This window comes from Winogradskyella sp., assembly GCF_013213835.1.
Classification (GTDB): Bacteria; Bacteroidota; Bacteroidia; order Flavobacteriales; family Flavobacteriaceae; genus Winogradskyella.
The window spans coordinates 196,583-213,136 of sequence record NZ_JABSSU010000003.1 but is presented as its reverse complement, the minus strand read 5'-3'; the positions used below and the strand labels follow the sequence as shown (position 1 = coordinate 213,136).

The window sequence follows — 16,554 nt, the reverse complement described above, 5'->3', positions numbered from 1 at the left end:
GGTAAACATATTAATTATGATAATTCTAAACCTTATCCGTTTTGTTTAGCCTATGCACTAGAAAAGGAGCTTGAAGATTTAGGGCAACCCCAAGATTGGATTGTAGAACAAAAATGGGATGGTATTAGAGGTCAGATAGTAAAGCGTAATAATGAAATTTATATATGGTCGCGAGGTGAAGAATTAGTCACTAAACAGTTTCCTGAATTGGTATTAGCCATGCAAAACTTCAAGGATGATTTTGTAATTGATGGAGAAATTCTGGCCATGAAAGGCAATGACGTACTGTTATTCAATGATTTGCAAAAACGTCTTAATCGTAAGAATGTGACCAAGAAACTTTTAGAAGATGTTCCTGTTGGCTTTAAAGCTTATGATATTTTAGAATACAATGGTAATGATATTCGTGAAATAGCTTTTGTAAAACGTCGTGAACAGTTAGAGTTTTTATTTAATTCAGTGGCATTGCCAGAACATATCAAATTATCTTTTCTGGTGAATTTTAAAAAATGGGAAGAACTTCATGCTATTCGAAGTGATTCAAGAGCGATTAATAGTGAAGGCTTAATGCTAAAGATGAAGCAATCAGCCTACCATACAGGGCGAAAAAAAGGCGACTGGTGGAAATGGAAGGTTGATCCATTGACAATCGATGTTGTAATGATATATGCTCAAAAGGGTAGTGGACGACGAAGTTCTAAGTACACGGACTATACATTCGCTGTGAAGAAAGGTGATGCCTTAGTTACTGTAGCTAAGGCATATTCTGGATTAACCGATAAAGAAATTACAGAAATATCTCAATGGGTAAATAAAAATGCTATTGAGCGATTTGGACCAGTAAGAACGGTAAAGCCAGAATTAGTGTTTGAGATAGCATTTGAAGGAATCGCACTAAGCAATCGTCATAAATCTGGTGTTGCCTTACGTTTTCCTCGTATTTCTAGATGGCGAAAAGATAAACCAGTAGATGAGATTGATACCATAGAAACAGTAAAACAACTAATTACTACACCTTGAGTCAATTTAAAGAAAGTGAAGGTCTAAGAATAATAAACAATTGGATGGCAGAAAAAGGCCAAGCACCATTTCCTTTCCAATTACAGACCTGGCAGCGTTTTTCTAATAGGTATTCAGGAATGGTTGTGGCACCGACTGGTTTTGGGAAAACATTTTCGGTGTTTCTTGCAGTGGTCATAGACTATTTAAACCAGCCAAATCAGTATTCAAAAGGATTAAAATTACTATGGATAAGTCCTTTACGTTCCTTAGCTAAGGATCTTGCCAAAGCTATGACAGAAGCAGTCGATGAAATAGGTTTAGACTGGTCAGTACAAGTACGAAATGGTGATACACCAACTGCAGTAAGACGCAAGCAAGAACGACTAATGCCCGATGTGTTGTTAACAACACCAGAAACAATGCACTTATTGTTCTCACAAAAGAAGAATTCGAAATGGTTTAGTAATGTGAAATGCGTGGCTATTGATGAGTGGCACGAACTTATTGGTAACAAACGTGGTGTGCTTACAGAGTTAGCGATATCACAATTAAAGCGCTATTCACCTAAGTTGAGAATTTGGGGAATTACGGCAACTATAGGCAATTTAGAGGAAGCAAAGCATGTTCTTTTGCCTTACGATGATTTGAAGATTACTCAGGTCACTGCCAAACAACAGAAAAAATTGGATATCATTTCAGTTTTACCAGACCAAATTGAAGTGTTGCCATGGGCTGGACATTTAGGTGCTAGTATGGTAGACAAGATTCTTCCAATTATAGCTGCCAATACAACAACTCTAATTTTTACGAATACACGCGGACAAGCAGAACTTTGGTATCAACTTTTATTGAATGCGCAGCCCGACCTTGCGGGACTTTTAGCCATTCATCATGGTTCTATAGATAAGAAACTTAGAAATTGGATAGAAGACAATATTTCTTCTGGTTATTTGAAAGCTGTGGTTTGTACTTCCTCATTAGATTTAGGTGTAGATTTTAAACCTGTAGATTGTGTGATTCAGATTGGATCCGTTAAAGGTGTTGCACGTTTTATGCAGCGTGCGGGTCGTAGTGGTCATTCACCATTTGAGCGTTCAAAGATTTATTTTATTCCGACACATTCTTTAGAGTTAGTAGAGGTTTCTGCATTAAAAGCAGCAATTAAAGAAAAGCGTGTTGAAGCTAGAGATCCGATGGTACTCACTTTTGATGTCCTGGTACAATTTATGGTAACATTAGCGGTTGGTGAAGGTTTTAATTCCGAAGAGTTATTTCATCAAATTAAAGCGGTGCATGCTTTTCAGTACATTACTAAAGATGATTGGCAATGGTGCTTACATTTTATTACCAAAGGCGGAAAAACGTTAAAGTCTTATGAAGAATTTCATAAAGTTATTTTAGATGATGATGGAAAATACAAGGTGAAGCGCAGACGTATTAGTATGCTCCACCGCATGAATATAGGTGCTATTGTCAGTGAGGTTAATGTCATGGTAAAATATAAAACTGGCGGTTATATAGGCATGATTGAAGAATTTTTTATTTCAAAATTGAAACCTGGTGATAGTTTTATTTTAGCAGGAAGAGTTTTAGAATTGGTGCAAATCAAAGATATGACTGTTTTAGTGAGACGTAGTAAAGCAAAAAAAGCGATATCTCCTAGTTGGCTCGGCGGAAGATTACCGTTAACATCTCATTTGAGTCATTATTTAAGATTGAAGCTATCAGATGCTTTGCTTCCCAGTCGTTTAGAGAAAGAACTTCGATTTCTGAATCCACTAGTGTCAAGGCAAGATAAGCATTCGCATATTCCTAAAGCTGATGAGTTTTTAGTAGAGTTAATAGAGACTAAAGATGGGTATCATTTATTTATGTATCCTTTTGAAGGTAGATTAGTACATGAGGTGTTTTCTTCATTAATGGCTTACAGAATCAGTAAATTAAAAGAACTCACATTTACCATTGCCATGAACGATTATGGCTTTGAATTGTTGAGTGATCAACCGATTCCAGTTGATGATTCTAATATTGAAACGTTATTGGGTAAAGATAATTTAATGGATGATGTTATTGCTAGTATTAATGCTTCCGAAATGGCGTCTCGTAAATTTAGAGATATTGCTGTAATAGCTGGTTTAGTAGTGCAATCACAACCAGGTACAAGAAAAAACAATAAGAGTTTACAATCATCATCGGGTCTAATTTTTAGAGTTTTAGAAGATTATGAACCAGATAATTTATTGTTACGTCAAGCATATACAGAAGTCTTTAATCAGCAATTGGAAGAAGCAAGATTGCAACAGGCTTTTGATCGTATTTCTAAGAGTAAGATCATAGTAAAACACGCTAAATCATTTACACCATTGAGCTTTCCATTAAAGGTTGATAGTTTAAGAGGTACAATGAGCAATGAAAGTTTAGATAAACGTATTCAACGTATAAAAGAACAAGCTTTTAAAATTGATTGATTGCATATAGTTAAAGAACATATCACCATTAAAAATGAGGAATTAATCCTTACCAATCAGCGCGCTTTATATTGGCAACGAGAACACGCATTGATTTTATCTGATTTACATATAGGTAAGACAGCTCATTTCAGAAAGCATGGTATTCCTATGCCAGATGAGATTCTTCAAAGAGATTTGCAGCGATTAAAAGAATTAATTAACCATTTTAAACCACAAAGGCTTTATATAGTTGGTGATTTGTTTCATGCCGAACGCAATAGTGATATAACCACTTTCAAAAGCTGGTTACAACAGTTTCCTGAGTTGAAAATTATTTTAATTCAAGGAAATCATGACCGGCAGTCGAAATCTTTGATGGATGACTTAAATATTAAAGTCTTATCAAAATTAGAAATTAATCCATTCACATTTATTCACGATATTTCAGAGATTCAAACTGATAACTTTAAGATTTCAGGACATTTACATCCTGGCATTTTGTTAAAAGGTAAAGGTAAACAAAGCCTAAAATTGCCATGTTATCAAATTACAAAACATCAACTCATTCTACCTGCGTTCAGTTTGTTTACTGGACTTAATACTAAAAATACACCAAAAGACGCCATTTTATATGCTTTTACTGATACTTCAATCACTAGGTTCTAGAGATTTTTACTTATGTTTTATTAAGGTCATATATGGTGAATTCTTAAACTTTTAAAACCCTAATTAAAAAATAATTCCTACTTAAATATGCATTTTACCGAATAAATATGTTTTTAAACTGTTAATATTTATTAATTTGTTAAATTTGTAAAACCCAAATTATTGATAAAAACAGATGCAAATCTGACTAAATAATATTAAAAATTTATATCCATGAAAAACCTACTTAACTTATCCATTTTTGTTTTTCTTTTTATCATGTTTTCGACCTGCTCATTGAATGATATAGAGGACGATTTTGACTTAAATGTCAATGAAAACGAAACCTGTTTAGATAGTGATCCAATAACTAGAGTTGTTAACAATGGTACATCAACGTATCATTTAAAAGTTGTTGATACTAATGGTCTTGTTTTAGTTGATATACCAAATATTCCACCAAATACAACAACCTCTTGGGCATCTTTTGCGCCTGGTGAAGTATTATTCTCTTTAGATGCAAATCAAACTATGGTAAATGACGATAAAGTTGTATTACAAATGAATACGTGTATGGCTTATGATATTGAAATAGCGCCAGATAATACGATTGTATCTTATACACCAACTATACTTTAGTACATTTGAGAATAATCTTTTTATTATCAATATCTGTTGTAAAAAATAGGTAAAGGTCACCGCCATCTTTTATTTTAAGTTTCTTCCTGATATCATTAACAGAGACAGGAAAGTTTCTAGTAGTAATATTGGCTTTTGTAATACCTTCTTTAGAAAATAGCTTTTTATTAAAAGGAATTACTTTTTGTATTACAAATTGTCTACCAGGAAAGTCGATAAGCTCGTCTGATGTATAAAGATGTGAGTGCTTGTGAAGTTTGTTGAGGTTTAGATTGTAACTTATCGAATTGAATGCTCCAGCTTTCAAAATAGAGGCATTTGGTTCAAAAAGATACTTCTTTGGTAAGGAATAAGTGGCATTAAAATGTGCTTCCTCTTTATGAATAAAGTCAAATTTCTGAGTATTTGGTTTAGTGATATTTACTGTCCTTATCCGAACATCACCCACATAATCGCGTTTTAATAACCATAATAGTTCTTTAACTTCATTATTAACAGCTACAATATGTATTTCTTTTACATTGTTTATGTCATTTAAAGAGGCCTTTATATCTAATAGTGGCGATGTTTTAATCATCACACTCTCAGCGTACTTTAAGAAAAGACCTTTAAAAGTTTTGACATTAGGTTCACAATCGGCTAAAAGAAACACTTTCTTTTTAGTTGCGTCTCGTCTCGAAGGATCTAAATAAATCCAATCAAAAGGTTTATCTAAACGTTTTAATGCATCAATACCATTTTCATTTAAACAAGTGATGTTTAAGGCATTTAAAGCGTTATAATTATATGAGGTGATTTCTGAAAGTGCCTTGTTAATTTCGCAATGAACGACTGTTTCAATTTGCTTAGAAAAATAATATGAATCTATACCAAAACCACCAGTAAGGTCAATAAGTGATTTCCCAGAAACTAACTTAGCCTTATAGTCAGCAGTTTTTTCTGAAGACGTCTGTTCTATGTTTAGTTTGTTTGGGAAATAAATTCCTTGAGTATTAAACCAAGTCGGAAGTTTCTTTTCACATCTTTTTTTGGCCTCAATCTGCTCAATGATTTCCTTAGATGATACATTTTCGAATGCAATACCTTTTAGTAATAAACCAGAAATATCAGATTTCATATTTTGGTTTATAAACTCTTGTATTTCAGTATTTAAAATATGCTTGTTCAAGACGACATTATAAATCCTTAGTGAGTTTATCCACAACTTTATGATCTGATAAAAACTCTTTTAGAATGACTTTAATTGCTGTGTAGACTGGGATAGCAACAATCATACCCACAATTCCAAATAAAATACCTGCAATTATAATTACTAGGAAAATTTCAAGTGGATGCGATTTTACACTCTTAGAAAATATAAATGGCTGTGAGAAGAAATTATCCACCAACTGAGCGATAATAAAACCAATCATTACATAAAGAGTCTTCGGTAAAATGACATCACTAAAGCTTTCACCTAAGTTACTAGACATACTTAAAAGCAACATTAAAAAACCACTTACCAATGGCCCAACATAAGGCACTAGATTTAATAATGCACATAAAAAAGCAATAACAACTGCGTTGTCAATTCCAAAAATGAGCAGGACTAAAGTGTATATGACGAATAGGATTAAAATCTGAAAGATGAGTCCAACAAAATAACGAGACAACAAATCTTTAATCGTGTTCCATGAACGTCGAGATCGTTTTTCATTTCCAGAAGGTACTAATGACATCATGCTTTCTTCTAACAACTTACTATCCTTTAGAAGGAAAAACGAAATGAAAATCACCGAAAATAATCCTATACTAAAACTACCTAAACCACTTACGAGCCTATTGAAAAAATCAGGAATGACCGCAAAGTCTAGTTTAGATAATAGATTTGAGTCTTTTATGGATTGTTCAACGTCAATACTATTAAGTTCAAAATAGGTAGTAAACTGATGGTATAAGTCTTCAATATTACCTTCTAATTCTTGAATATTTAAAAGCGAAAGTTTCTCACCTTGATCTACAATAAGTGGAATAAACATGCCAATTAAACCAATAATTAGACTCACGAATAATAGCATTGTGGTGATGACCGCAAATGTGTTTTTAAACTTCAATTTTCTTCTTAAAAACAGCACAATCGGACGACCAATAAGTGAGATAACAGCCGCAACTACAATGTATATAATTACGGATTGTATTTTGTACAGAAAATAGAGTACTACAGCTACTCCAAGAATAATACCAATTGCTCTAAGTATACCGTTAGAAATGATTTTTGAGTCCATGAGTCAAATATGCTGAAATATATTCAGCATGACAAATTTTATAAATGAAGTTGTCGTGTTAGTTCGTATAAACTGATTGCTGTTGCTTGAACGACATTCATACTGCTATTGTTGCCAAACATATTAATGTGTACTATATCATCACATTTGTTTAAAATGTGTTCTGAGACACCAAAGACTTCATCGCCTAATATAAGCGCAATGGGTTTGTCAGTTTTTAAGTGATAAGTTGTTAATTCCTCACTGTTTTCGGTGATTTCTAAAGCAATAAGGTGATGCGATACTTTCAAATCTTCTACAACATTTGATATATTTTCTTCAATTAGGTAGTTGACGTATTTTTCTGTTGAGCGCGAAGTTTTAGTCATACGTCTCCCAATAGGAATATTATCTCCGCAAAATATGATGTTCTCAATACCAAAAGCATCTGCTATTCTAAATAAACTTCCAATATTTGGGGCGTTAGTAATATTATCACAGACTAGTGTGATTGGATGTGTTTTTTTATTAAAGTTTGAATTATAATGGGTGAGTTGCACTTTTGGATGTTGGAAGTTAATTCCTAGTTTTTAGTAAAAAGTAATTAGTTAATTTTCAAAAGCATATTTAATAATATTAGCTCCCATTTTTAAGGCCTTTTCTCTAACATCTTCAGGATCATTATGTACTTCTTGGTCTTCCCAACCATCACCTAAATCGCTTTCAAAGGTGAATAAAAGCACTAGTCTATCTTCATAAAAAATGCCAAGTGCTTGAGGTGCTTTACCGTCATGTTCATGAATTTTTGGTAATCCATTAGGGAATTTAAAGGCAGTATTAAAAATCTCATGATCTTTTGGAATTTCCACTAAATCTATATTAGGGAATACTTTTTTTAGCTCTTTGGTAATGTATGGTTCCATCCCATAATTATCATCAATATGTAAGAAGCCACCTGAGATTAAGTAGTTCTTCAGATTTTCTGCATCATCATCACTAAAAAAGACATTACCGTGACCTGTCATGTGTAAAAATGGATATTGAAAAATATCAGTACTACCAACTTCTACGGTTTGTATGTTCTCATTAATATTGGTGTCAATATTGTCATTGCAATATTTTACCAAATTAGGTAGCGCAGTTGGGTTACTATACCAATCGCCACCACCATTATATTTCAACACAGCAACTTCTTGTGAATGCAAATGAAGGAATGAGTTACCAAAAAACGCAAACAATAAAATTGTAAGTAGATAATATTTTTTCGACATATAAAACATAATTCAAAAGTAAAAAGAAATTCTATGAAGTCTACTTTATTAACTTTTTTTACCATTTTTTCCATTATCGTATTCAATAGAGAAAAATACGATTCTGAAATTGATAATATTGTTGTTCTAGAATTGTTTACTTCACAAGGTTGTTCTAGTTGTCCGCCAGCAGATAGGTTATTGGATGAAGTCAAAAATGATAAGATTATTGCTTTATCGTATCATGTTGACTATTGGAATTATATAGGATGGGATGACCCTTTTAGTGCTAAAAAATATACCGAAAGACAAAAACTCTACAGTAATAAGTTTAACAGCAGCACAATTTATACACCACAACTCGTTATAAATGGTCAAGAGCATATTGTAGGCTCAAATAAGAGTTTGTTATATACCAAGTTGAGGTATTATTCTAAAAAGAAAAACTTAAATACTGTTAGACTTTCTAAAATTACTAAAACAGCTGAAAAGGTAAAATTGAATTATGCAGTTACTGGTAATGTAACCCAAAAGAAAATTCGATTTATTTTGGTGATTAATGAGCGCAAAACTTCTATTAAAAGAGGTGAAAATATAAATAGAGAATTATTAAATACTAATATTGTCATTAACAGTATTGAAAATGAGCTTAAGGACTTATCAGGTATTGTAACTATTGATATTCCAGATGTAGTAGAGTCTTCAGATGAGCTTACAGTAATTGCATTAGTTGAAAATGATACATTAGATATTTTCGGTGCAAGCCAAATAAAGTTATAATCCTTCATTTATAAATTGAACTGAATGGCAAGCCACAATGGCAGCAGTTTCTGTTCTTAATCGCGTATTACCCAAAGTTACAGGAATAAAATTGTGTTGCAAAGCCATTGTAATTTCTTTAACGCTAAAGTCACCTTCAGGACCAATTAAAATTAGACAATCTTCTTTAGTTTTTATTTCTGTTTTAAGCGATTTTTTGTCTGTTTCTTCACAATGCGCAATAAATTTTTGTGATGTATTATAGGTCTCTATAAAGGCTTTAAAACTTAAAGGTTCGTTGAGTTTTGGCAAGTAATACTGTAAGGACTGTTTCATCGCTGATTGCAAAATCTTTTCAAACCGTTCTAACTTTACCACTTTTCGTTCGCTATTATCACATATAATTGGTGTAATCTCATCAATACCAATTTCAGTAGCTTTTTCTAAAAACCACTCATAACGATCATTCATTTTTGTAGGAGCTACCGCAAGATGAAGTTTAAATGGTCTTTTGTTATGGAAACTTGCTGATGTAATCGTAACCGAACAATGCTTTAAATCTGAAAGTGTTAGTTCTGCTTCAAACAAATAACCCTTTCCATTTGTGATGTAAAGCGTATCACCAACTTTCTTTCTGAGCACCTTTACTATATGTCGACTTTCGTCCTTATCAAAACTAAAAGAAGTGTCACTATCAGATATGTTGGGATTGAAAAATAACTGCATTAATTATTCGTTTCTGAAAGTTTAAGAACTTTTATTTCTTCAATATCCTTAGCGTCGTGAGTTTTTAGGATAACATAATGCCATTTCTTTTCTTCAATATCTAAGGTAAAGATATCGCCATTATCATGTTCTAGCAGAGCTTCTTCAAATTCTGGATGCATTTCGCCTTCAGGAAACCAGCCTAAATCTCCACCACGTTTAGCATTGATGTCCATAGAATTAATCTCAGCAAGTCTACTAAATTTATAGCCTTGTTGATATTGCGAAATAATTTTTCTACGTTTAGCATCAATCTCTTCTTTTGAAAGTTTTGAACCATCAAAAAAGATATAACTAGCTCTATAATGGGTCACTTTTTCTTTATCTATGATTTTATAATAGGTTTTCTTGAATTCAGTCTTTACAACCTTAGTGCCACCTTTAGAGAGTTTGAACAAATCACTAGCTAATCGTGTCTTATGTTTTTGTTTATTGAAAACATAGAACTTTCCTTTAGCAGCTTTGTGCTCTTTAATATAAGACTTGGCCTGTTCTTCGGTATTAATAGAATCTATTTCTTTTTCTAAAGATTCTTGTGCTAAACTAAAACAAGGAATAATAAGTAAGGTGATGAATAGCAATCTCATTTTTTTATATAAATTGATTTGTATAACAAAGCAACTAAATTTTAAAATGTCATCTAGGAAATTGTATTTAGCTTATCAACAGATGTTTTAACAATTCATGTTTTAATGATATACTTTCTAAATAGAGCAAAGATTAGGTCAATTATAAACACTAATTGTGCAAAAAGGAAGAGTGCAATTAGTACCATTGTTATTATATCTTTCAAACCAGAATTATCAGATAATGGCCAACTGGGTGTCGTAAAGTAATCTATTAACAAACGAATAGAGTAGTCTAAAGGAACTATCAGTACTGTTGTTATCATATGAAAACGTCTTACTAGTTTAAGTAATTCTAGTTTAAGCATTTTTATTACACAATAAATGACACCATAGGCAGCATAGATAATTGCTAAAAATAGAAGCAGATGTGCATAATGAATCACAAAGTAGGTGTCATGAACATTAATATCAAAGGTAAAATCATAATTTGATAGTACGATACTAGAAATAACAAGAAATCCTGCAACTATCCAGAAAATTTGGTATGATTTAGAAATAAAAGTTAGCATTCTAAATCTTTAATCGAGCTGTTGCCATTACATCAAAATCAGAGAAATCTTTCTTCAAATATTTTAAATAACCAACTATGGCAATCATTGCGGCATTGTCTGTAGTGTATTCAAATTTAGGTATGTATGTGGTCCAACCAAATTTATGTTCAGCATCTTTAAGCGCTTTTCTTATGCCAGAATTTGCAGAAACGCCACCACCAATTGCAATATGTTTTATTCCGGTTTGTTTTACTGCCAGTTTTAGTTTATCCATTAAAATACCGATAATTGTATATTGTATTGAAGCACAAATATCGTTGAGGTTTTCTTTTACAAAGTTTGGATTCGCCTTAGTTTCACGTTGAACAAAATATAATATGGCTGTTTTCAACCCTGAAAAGCTAAAATTTAAACCATCTACTTTTGGCTTTGTAAATTTATAAGCTTTCGGATTTCCTAATTGAGCACGTCTATCAATTTCAGGACCTGCAGGATAACCAAGTCCTAAAACTTTTCCACTTTTGTCATAAGCTTCACCAACAGCATCATCTATGGTTTCACCCAATACTTGCATATTAAAATGATCGGTAACCTTAACAATTTGAGTATGTCCACCAGAAATGGTCATTGCTAAAAAAGGAAAAGGTGGTTTGCTGTAGTTTTCTTCTTCTATAAAGTGCGCTAATATGTGCGCTTGCATATGATTCACGTCAATTAAAGGTATATCTAATCCATAGGCTAAAGATTTGGCAAATGATGTGCCAACCAATAAAGAACCCATTAAGCCTGGACCTCTTGTAAAGGCAATAGCACTGAGTTGTTCTTTATTAATATTTGCCTTTTTTAGAGCTTGGTCTACAACCGGAACAATATTCTGTTGATGCGCTCTAGAAGCCAATTCTGGTACAACACCACCATATTCTGCATGAATTTTTTGGTCAGCCACAACATTGCTCAAAATTTTATCGTTACAAAGTACAGCTGCAGAGGTGTCATCGCAAGAAGATTCTATACCAATAATGTAAATTTTTTCTTTTTCCATATTTAAGAATTAAGGCACAATAATTGTTAATTTTACAGCTATAGTCCAAAATCGCGTCACAGACGTAATTAAAGGACAAAAGTACATGAATTTTTCATCAATCATATAAGTAAAGGCTTATCAAAAAAGTACTAAAAATATTAGGTAAAATAGCAGGGATTATCCTGTTGTTATTTTTCATTGTGTTTTTGATACTTGGTATTCCAGCTGTTCAAACTAAACTTGGCAAATACGCTACCAAAACAGTTAATGATGATTTTAAAACAGATATTACTATTGGCAAAGTTGGTCTTCAGCTTAATGGTGATATTGAACTTAAGGAAATTCTTATTAGAGATCATAAGAAGGATACCTTAATTAGCATTGGTGAACTCAATAGTTCAATTATAAGTTTTAGGAATTTATATAACAGTAAATTCAATCTTGGCGATATAGATATTCAAAATTTGTTTTTCAATCTAAAAACCTATGAAGATGAAAATGATACAAATTTAGATGTTTTTGTAGAAAAGTTTGAGGATGATAATCCTAGAGTTGGTCCAAGTAAGTTTTTGTTTTCATCGAGTGATATGTCTATCGAAGAAGGAGTTTTTCAGTTGATAGATGAAAATCTCGAAAATCCTCAGATTTTCAAACTGTCACAATTAAATGCTAACACAACGGACTTTTTGATAAGTGGTCCTGATGTTAGTACAAGAATAAATACATTTAGTTTTAGAGATAGTAGAGGAGTTGTCGTAGATAATCTTATGGCAAATTTTGAGTATACACTATCTCACATGAATTTTAACGGGTTAAAAATTGAAACTAAAGATTCGGAGCTTACGGGAAACTTACGATTTGATTATAAGCGTGAAGACTTAAAAGACTTTACTGATAAAGTTGAGGTTACAGCAAATTTTAAGGATTCCAAGATTTCACTAACAGAATTGAATGCATTTTTTGATGAGTTTGGTGTTAATCAAATTGCAAGTCTAGATACTGATTTATCCGGAACACTAAATGACTTATACGCTAAGAATCTAAAGGTTAGTACCACTAGAAATACACGAATTATTGGTGATATTAAGTTTAGAAATTTGTTTAAAAAAGATGACGAAGACTTCGCTATAGAAGGCGACTTTAAAAATTTAGCCTCGAATTACTATGATTTAACAGCACTTCTGCCTAAGATCTTAGGAAACTCAATACCAACAGTATTATCTAAAGTTGGAAATTTTAGAATTAATGGTAATTCTTTAATAACCTCCAAACAGATAGATGCAGATATTAATATTAATACAGACTTGGGTCTAGTAAAGTCTAATTTAGAAATCACAGATTTTGACGATATTGATAATGCAAGTTATATAGGTAAAATCATTTTTGAAGAATTTGATATTGGTGCAATGGTCAATGATCCTAAAGCTAAATATGTTTCAGCAAATTTAGATGTCGATGGAAAAGGATTTGTTTTAGATAATCTTAAAACTGATATTAAAGGTGATGTATATAGCCTAGTATACAATAACTATACATACATAGGTGTTAATGTTTATGGGAATTTGGGGAATAAAATTTTTAATGGTAAACTAAATGCGAACGATCCCAATCTTCAATTAGATTTTGATGGTTTAATTGATTATTCTCAAGAACAAAAGAAGTATGACTTTAGAGCTAATGTAGGTTACGCAGATTTAAATGTACTTAATTTTGTAGAACGAGATAGTATTTCAGAATTTAGAGGCTTAGTGAATATTTCTGCGACAGGGTCAGATTATGATACTGCAACTGGTGCCATAAGAATCAAAAATACGACTTATAAAAATCAAGATAGTAAATATCGATTTACAGATTTTGATATCGTGTCCTCTTTTAAAGGTGATGAACGTACTATTACAGTTAACTCTCCAGATATTATTAGTGGTAATATCACAGGGAAGTACAAGGTAAAAGAAATATTAAAGCTTGTTGAAAATTCTATCGGAAGTATCTACACCAATTATGTTCCAAATGATTTAGAAGAAGGACAATATCTCAATTTTAAGTTTAATATTTATTCTAAAATAGCTGCAGTATTATTCAAAGACTTAACCTTATCTAAAGATACATTTATAGAAGGAAGAATTGAAACTGAAGCAGAGGCTTTTAGGTTGACCTTTAATTCACCAGAAATCAAGTACCAAAAATATTTTGCAAACGATTTATTAGTAGAGGTTGATAATAGCAATCGGCTATATAATACCTTCATAGAAATTGACAGTTTAAGTACAGGGATATATGACGCATCCAATTTTACTTTAGTCAATGTAACTAAAAGAGATACTTTATTAATTAAGTCAGAATTTAAAGGTGGTAAAAAGAACAGAGATGATTATAATCTCAATATGTATTATACCATAAATGAAGCCAACAAATCGGTATTAGGCTTTAAGAAATCTGATTTAAACTTTAAAGGATTCCAATGGCTTATTAATTCGCAAAAGGATACACTTAACAAGGTGGTTTTTGACAGAAAGTTTAAATCATTTGATATTTTTCCTATTAAGGCAAGTCAAGGCGATGAAGAAATTGTTCTGTCTGGTAATATCAAAGATTCCATTAATAAGAATGTCACCGTTGGTTTTAAGGATGTCGAGTTGGTGAAAATTACACCTAAAATAGATAGTTTGGCTTTAAAAGGTGTTGTTGATGGCAAAGTCAATATCACGCAAAATGATGGTGTTTATTTACCTAAATCCGATATTAAAGTAAGTAGCCTTTTTGTAAATGATTATGACTTAGGAGACTTATCTGCAAAAGTGCAAGGTGATAATTCCTTGACTAATTACAATGTTGACGTTTCTTTAATTAATGATAATTTGACATCCTTTTTAGCTAAAGGCAGTATTGATGTACAAGAGAGAAACCCTACTATTAATGTAGATGTAGCTTTTGACGAGTTTCTTCTAGATCCTCTAAATCCGCTAGGTGAAGGTGTTATTAGTAATATTAGAGGATTAGTCTCAGGTGATGCTAGGGTTACAGGTAATCTAAATAAACCTAGTATAGACGGACAATTGCTTATGGATAGAGCAGGTCTTTCTATACCTTATCTTAATGTAGACTACGGTTTTGATTTTGATTCTAAAGTGACCTTAAAAGAGCAGCAATTTATTTTTAATAATGTTGCTATGACAGACTCTAAGTATTTCTCACAAGGCTATCTCAATGGTTTTATTCAACATAATAATTTCTCAGATTGGGAGTTGGGACTAGACTTGTCAACAGATCGTTTATTGGTCTTAAATACTGAAGAGTCTGAAGATGAATTGTACTATGGTACAGGATTTATTTCGGGTTCAGCAGAAATAAAAGGTCCAACAGATAAATTAGTCATTGAAGTAAATAATGGTAGAACTGAGTCGGGCACGGAATTTTACATTCCGTTAAATGATTCTGAAAGTTTCGGTGACAATTCTTATATCCATTTTATAACACCAGAAGAAAAAGCTGCCCGAATAAATGGTGCTATTGAAGAACAGATATCTGTGAGTGGATTAGTGTTAGATTTTGATTTAGAAGTGACACAAGATGCAACTATTGAAATTGTCATAGATAAAGAATCCGGAAGTACTATTAAAGGCAGTGGTGAAGGTAACCTGAACTTTTTGATTAATACCAATGGAACCTTTAATATGTGGGGAGATTTTGCTGTATTTCAAGGTATTTATAACTTTAAATATAGAGGTTTGGTTGAAAAGCGTTTCGATGTAGAACCTGGTGGTACTATAGTTTGGGAAGGAGAACCTCTTAAAGCAGCTATAGATTTAAAAGCTGTTTATAAGGGAACTGCAAATCCATCTGTATTATTAGATAATCCTATAAGTCAAACTATCCCTGTTGAGGTTGAAATTTATTTAACCGGACAATTAGAGCAACCAGATCCTGAGTTTGATTTTAGGTTTCCTTCTGTAAATTCTACTATTAAATCTGAGTTGGATTATAGATTGTCTAACAAGGATGAAAAAGACAATCAAGCACTAATATTTTTGGCTACAGGTTCTTTTGCAAGTGGGTTTAATGATATAAATGTGTCAGGTACAATTGCAGAGAGACTGAGTGGAATAGTAAACAACTTATTAGGAAGTGATAATGAAAATCTTAATGTTGGACTTGACGTTGAGATTGGTCAAAACACACCAGATTTGCAAACCAACAGTAGAGTAGGAGTTACTTTGCAAACTAAAATATCTGATAGAGTATTGGTAAACGGTAAAGTTGGTGTTCCGTTTGGTGCAGCACAACAAACCATTTTTACTGGTGATGTACAAATAGACTTCTTACTTAATGAAGAAGGTACGTTGAGAGCTAAGGTTTTTAACCGAGAAAATACGATTCGGAACTTTGGTGAAGAAATTGGTTACACCCAAGGATTGGGACTTTCATATAGTGTAGAGTTTGATACCTTTAAAGAGTTAATTCAAATTATATTTTCAGGTAAAAACAGAAAAGATAAACTTCAAGAAGAAACCCCTAAGGAAGAGGAAGAAAACAAAGAAAAAATGTTGCCTGACTATATGACAATGAAGACCAAGAAAACGAAATCCTAGACCTAAAATTTCAGTATTAATACATTTTATTAAAATACTTATTAACGAAAACGTTTGAATTGTTTTCG

The 16,554-nt window shown here is 32.2% G+C and carries 14 protein-coding genes; 6 read left to right on the top strand and 8 right to left on the bottom strand.

Going from position 1 to position 16,554, the window contains the following annotated elements; all coding sequences use genetic code 11:
• From HRU50_RS03775 to HRU50_RS03760, 4 genes are all read left to right on the top strand, one after another.
• Window positions 1-1,020: cisplatin damage response ATP-dependent DNA ligase (locus HRU50_RS03775; RefSeq protein WP_296348334.1), on the top strand; the 1,020-nt coding region annotated here is incomplete at its 5' end.
• Entirely contained in the window at window positions 1,017-3,470 is a 2,454-nt protein-coding gene (locus tag HRU50_RS03770) for a ligase-associated DNA damage response DEXH box helicase (protein ID WP_296348332.1), read from the top strand. The genes HRU50_RS03775 and HRU50_RS03770, both read left to right, overlap by 4 nt.
• Window positions 3,471-4,118, top strand: coding sequence for a ligase-associated DNA damage response endonuclease PdeM (pdeM, locus tag HRU50_RS03765; RefSeq protein ID WP_296348330.1), 648 nt, complete (start codon window positions 3,471-3,473; stop codon window positions 4,116-4,118). It abuts the gene before it with no gap.
• 213 nt (window positions 4,119-4,331) lie between these two features.
• Window positions 4,332-4,736, top strand: coding sequence for a hypothetical protein (locus tag HRU50_RS03760; RefSeq protein WP_296348328.1), 405 nt, complete (start codon window positions 4,332-4,334; stop codon window positions 4,734-4,736).
• On the opposite strand, the gene HRU50_RS03755 is transcribed toward HRU50_RS03760, so the two are convergent.
• The 4 genes from HRU50_RS03755 to HRU50_RS03740 are packed head-to-tail and all read right to left on the bottom strand — an operon-like array spanning window position 4,726 to window position 8,259.
• A complete protein-coding gene (locus HRU50_RS03755) occupies window positions 4,726-5,853 on the bottom strand; it encodes a class I SAM-dependent methyltransferase (RefSeq protein ID WP_366927335.1) in 1,128 nt (375 codons plus the stop codon). The genes HRU50_RS03760 and HRU50_RS03755 overlap by 11 nt on opposite strands.
• A 58-nt stretch (window positions 5,854-5,911) precedes the next feature.
• Window positions 5,912-7,000 carry an AI-2E family transporter gene (locus HRU50_RS03750; RefSeq protein ID WP_296348325.1) on the bottom strand — a complete coding sequence of 363 codons (1,089 nt, stop codon included), beginning with the start codon at window positions 6,998-7,000 and terminating at the stop codon, window positions 5,912-5,914.
• A 38-nt stretch (window positions 7,001-7,038) separates the two neighbouring features.
• Entirely contained in the window at window positions 7,039-7,539 is a 501-nt protein-coding gene (locus HRU50_RS03745) for a TrmH family RNA methyltransferase (RefSeq protein WP_296348322.1), read from the bottom strand.
• A 48-nt stretch (window positions 7,540-7,587) separates the two neighbouring features.
• Window positions 7,588-8,259, bottom strand: a complete 672-nt coding sequence (locus HRU50_RS03740) for a DUF4159 domain-containing protein (protein ID WP_296348319.1) — start codon at window positions 8,257-8,259, stop codon at window positions 7,588-7,590.
• Window positions 8,260-8,283: 24 nt separating this feature from the next.
• On the opposite strand from HRU50_RS03740, the gene HRU50_RS03735 reads away from it, so the two are divergent.
• Window positions 8,284-9,009, top strand: coding sequence for a thioredoxin family protein (locus tag HRU50_RS03735; protein ID WP_296348318.1), 726 nt, complete (start codon window positions 8,284-8,286; stop codon window positions 9,007-9,009).
• Here the strand turns inward: HRU50_RS03735 and HRU50_RS03730 are convergent.
• The 4 genes from HRU50_RS03730 to tsaD all read right to left on the bottom strand — a co-directional run bounded on the left by HRU50_RS03730 (window position 9,004) and on the right by tsaD (window position 11,915).
• On the bottom strand, window positions 9,004-9,714 hold the full coding sequence (locus tag HRU50_RS03730) for a 16S rRNA (uracil(1498)-N(3))-methyltransferase (RefSeq protein WP_296348316.1): 711 nt from the start codon (window positions 9,712-9,714) through the stop codon (window positions 9,004-9,006). The two genes, HRU50_RS03735 and HRU50_RS03730, sit on opposite strands and share 6 nt — an antisense overlap.
• On the bottom strand, window positions 9,714-10,340 hold the full coding sequence (locus tag HRU50_RS03725) for a peptidylprolyl isomerase (protein ID WP_296348314.1): 627 nt from the start codon (window positions 10,338-10,340) through the stop codon (window positions 9,714-9,716). Before HRU50_RS03725 ends, HRU50_RS03730 begins: the two co-directional genes overlap by 1 nt.
• A 95-nt stretch (window positions 10,341-10,435) precedes the next feature.
• Window positions 10,436-10,891, bottom strand: coding sequence for a hypothetical protein (locus HRU50_RS03720; RefSeq protein WP_296348312.1), 456 nt, complete (start codon window positions 10,889-10,891; stop codon window positions 10,436-10,438).
• 1 nt (window position 10,892) lies between these two features.
• Complete coding sequence (gene tsaD / locus HRU50_RS03715; RefSeq protein ID WP_296348310.1) at window positions 10,893-11,915, bottom strand: tRNA (adenosine(37)-N6)-threonylcarbamoyltransferase complex transferase subunit TsaD; 1,023 nt, start codon at window positions 11,913-11,915, stop codon at window positions 10,893-10,895.
• Window positions 11,916-12,097: 182 nt separating this feature from the next.
• On the opposite strand from tsaD, the gene HRU50_RS03710 reads away from it, so the two are divergent.
• Complete coding sequence (locus HRU50_RS03710) at window positions 12,098-16,486, top strand: translocation/assembly module TamB domain-containing protein (RefSeq protein WP_296348309.1); 4,389 nt, start codon at window positions 12,098-12,100, stop codon at window positions 16,484-16,486.
• The last annotated feature ends 68 nt before the right edge of the window (window positions 16,487-16,554 follow it).

Coding starts and splice junctions, on each gene's coding strand:
- HRU50_RS03760 (WP_296348328.1), top strand. CDS start 4,332: ATGAAAAACCTACTTAACTTATCCATTTTTGTTTTTCTTTTTATCATG.
- HRU50_RS03755 (WP_366927335.1), bottom strand. CDS start 5,853: ATGAAATCTGATATTTCTGGTTTATTACTAAAAGGTATTGCATTCGAA.
- HRU50_RS03750 (WP_296348325.1), bottom strand. CDS start 7,000: ATGGACTCAAAAATCATTTCTAACGGTATACTTAGAGCAATTGGTATT.
- HRU50_RS03740 (WP_296348319.1), bottom strand. CDS start 8,259: ATGTTTTATATGTCGAAAAAATATTATCTACTTACAATTTTATTGTTT.
- HRU50_RS03735 (WP_296348318.1), top strand. CDS start 8,284: ATGAAGTCTACTTTATTAACTTTTTTTACCATTTTTTCCATTATCGTA.
- HRU50_RS03730 (WP_296348316.1), bottom strand. CDS start 9,714: ATGCAGTTATTTTTCAATCCCAACATATCTGATAGTGACACTTCTTTT.
- HRU50_RS03725 (WP_296348314.1), bottom strand. CDS start 10,340: ATGAGATTGCTATTCATCACCTTACTTATTATTCCTTGTTTTAGTTTA.
- HRU50_RS03720 (WP_296348312.1), bottom strand. CDS start 10,891: ATGCTAACTTTTATTTCTAAATCATACCAAATTTTCTGGATAGTTGCA.
- tsaD (WP_296348310.1), bottom strand. CDS start 11,915: ATGGAAAAAGAAAAAATTTACATTATTGGTATAGAATCTTCTTGCGAT.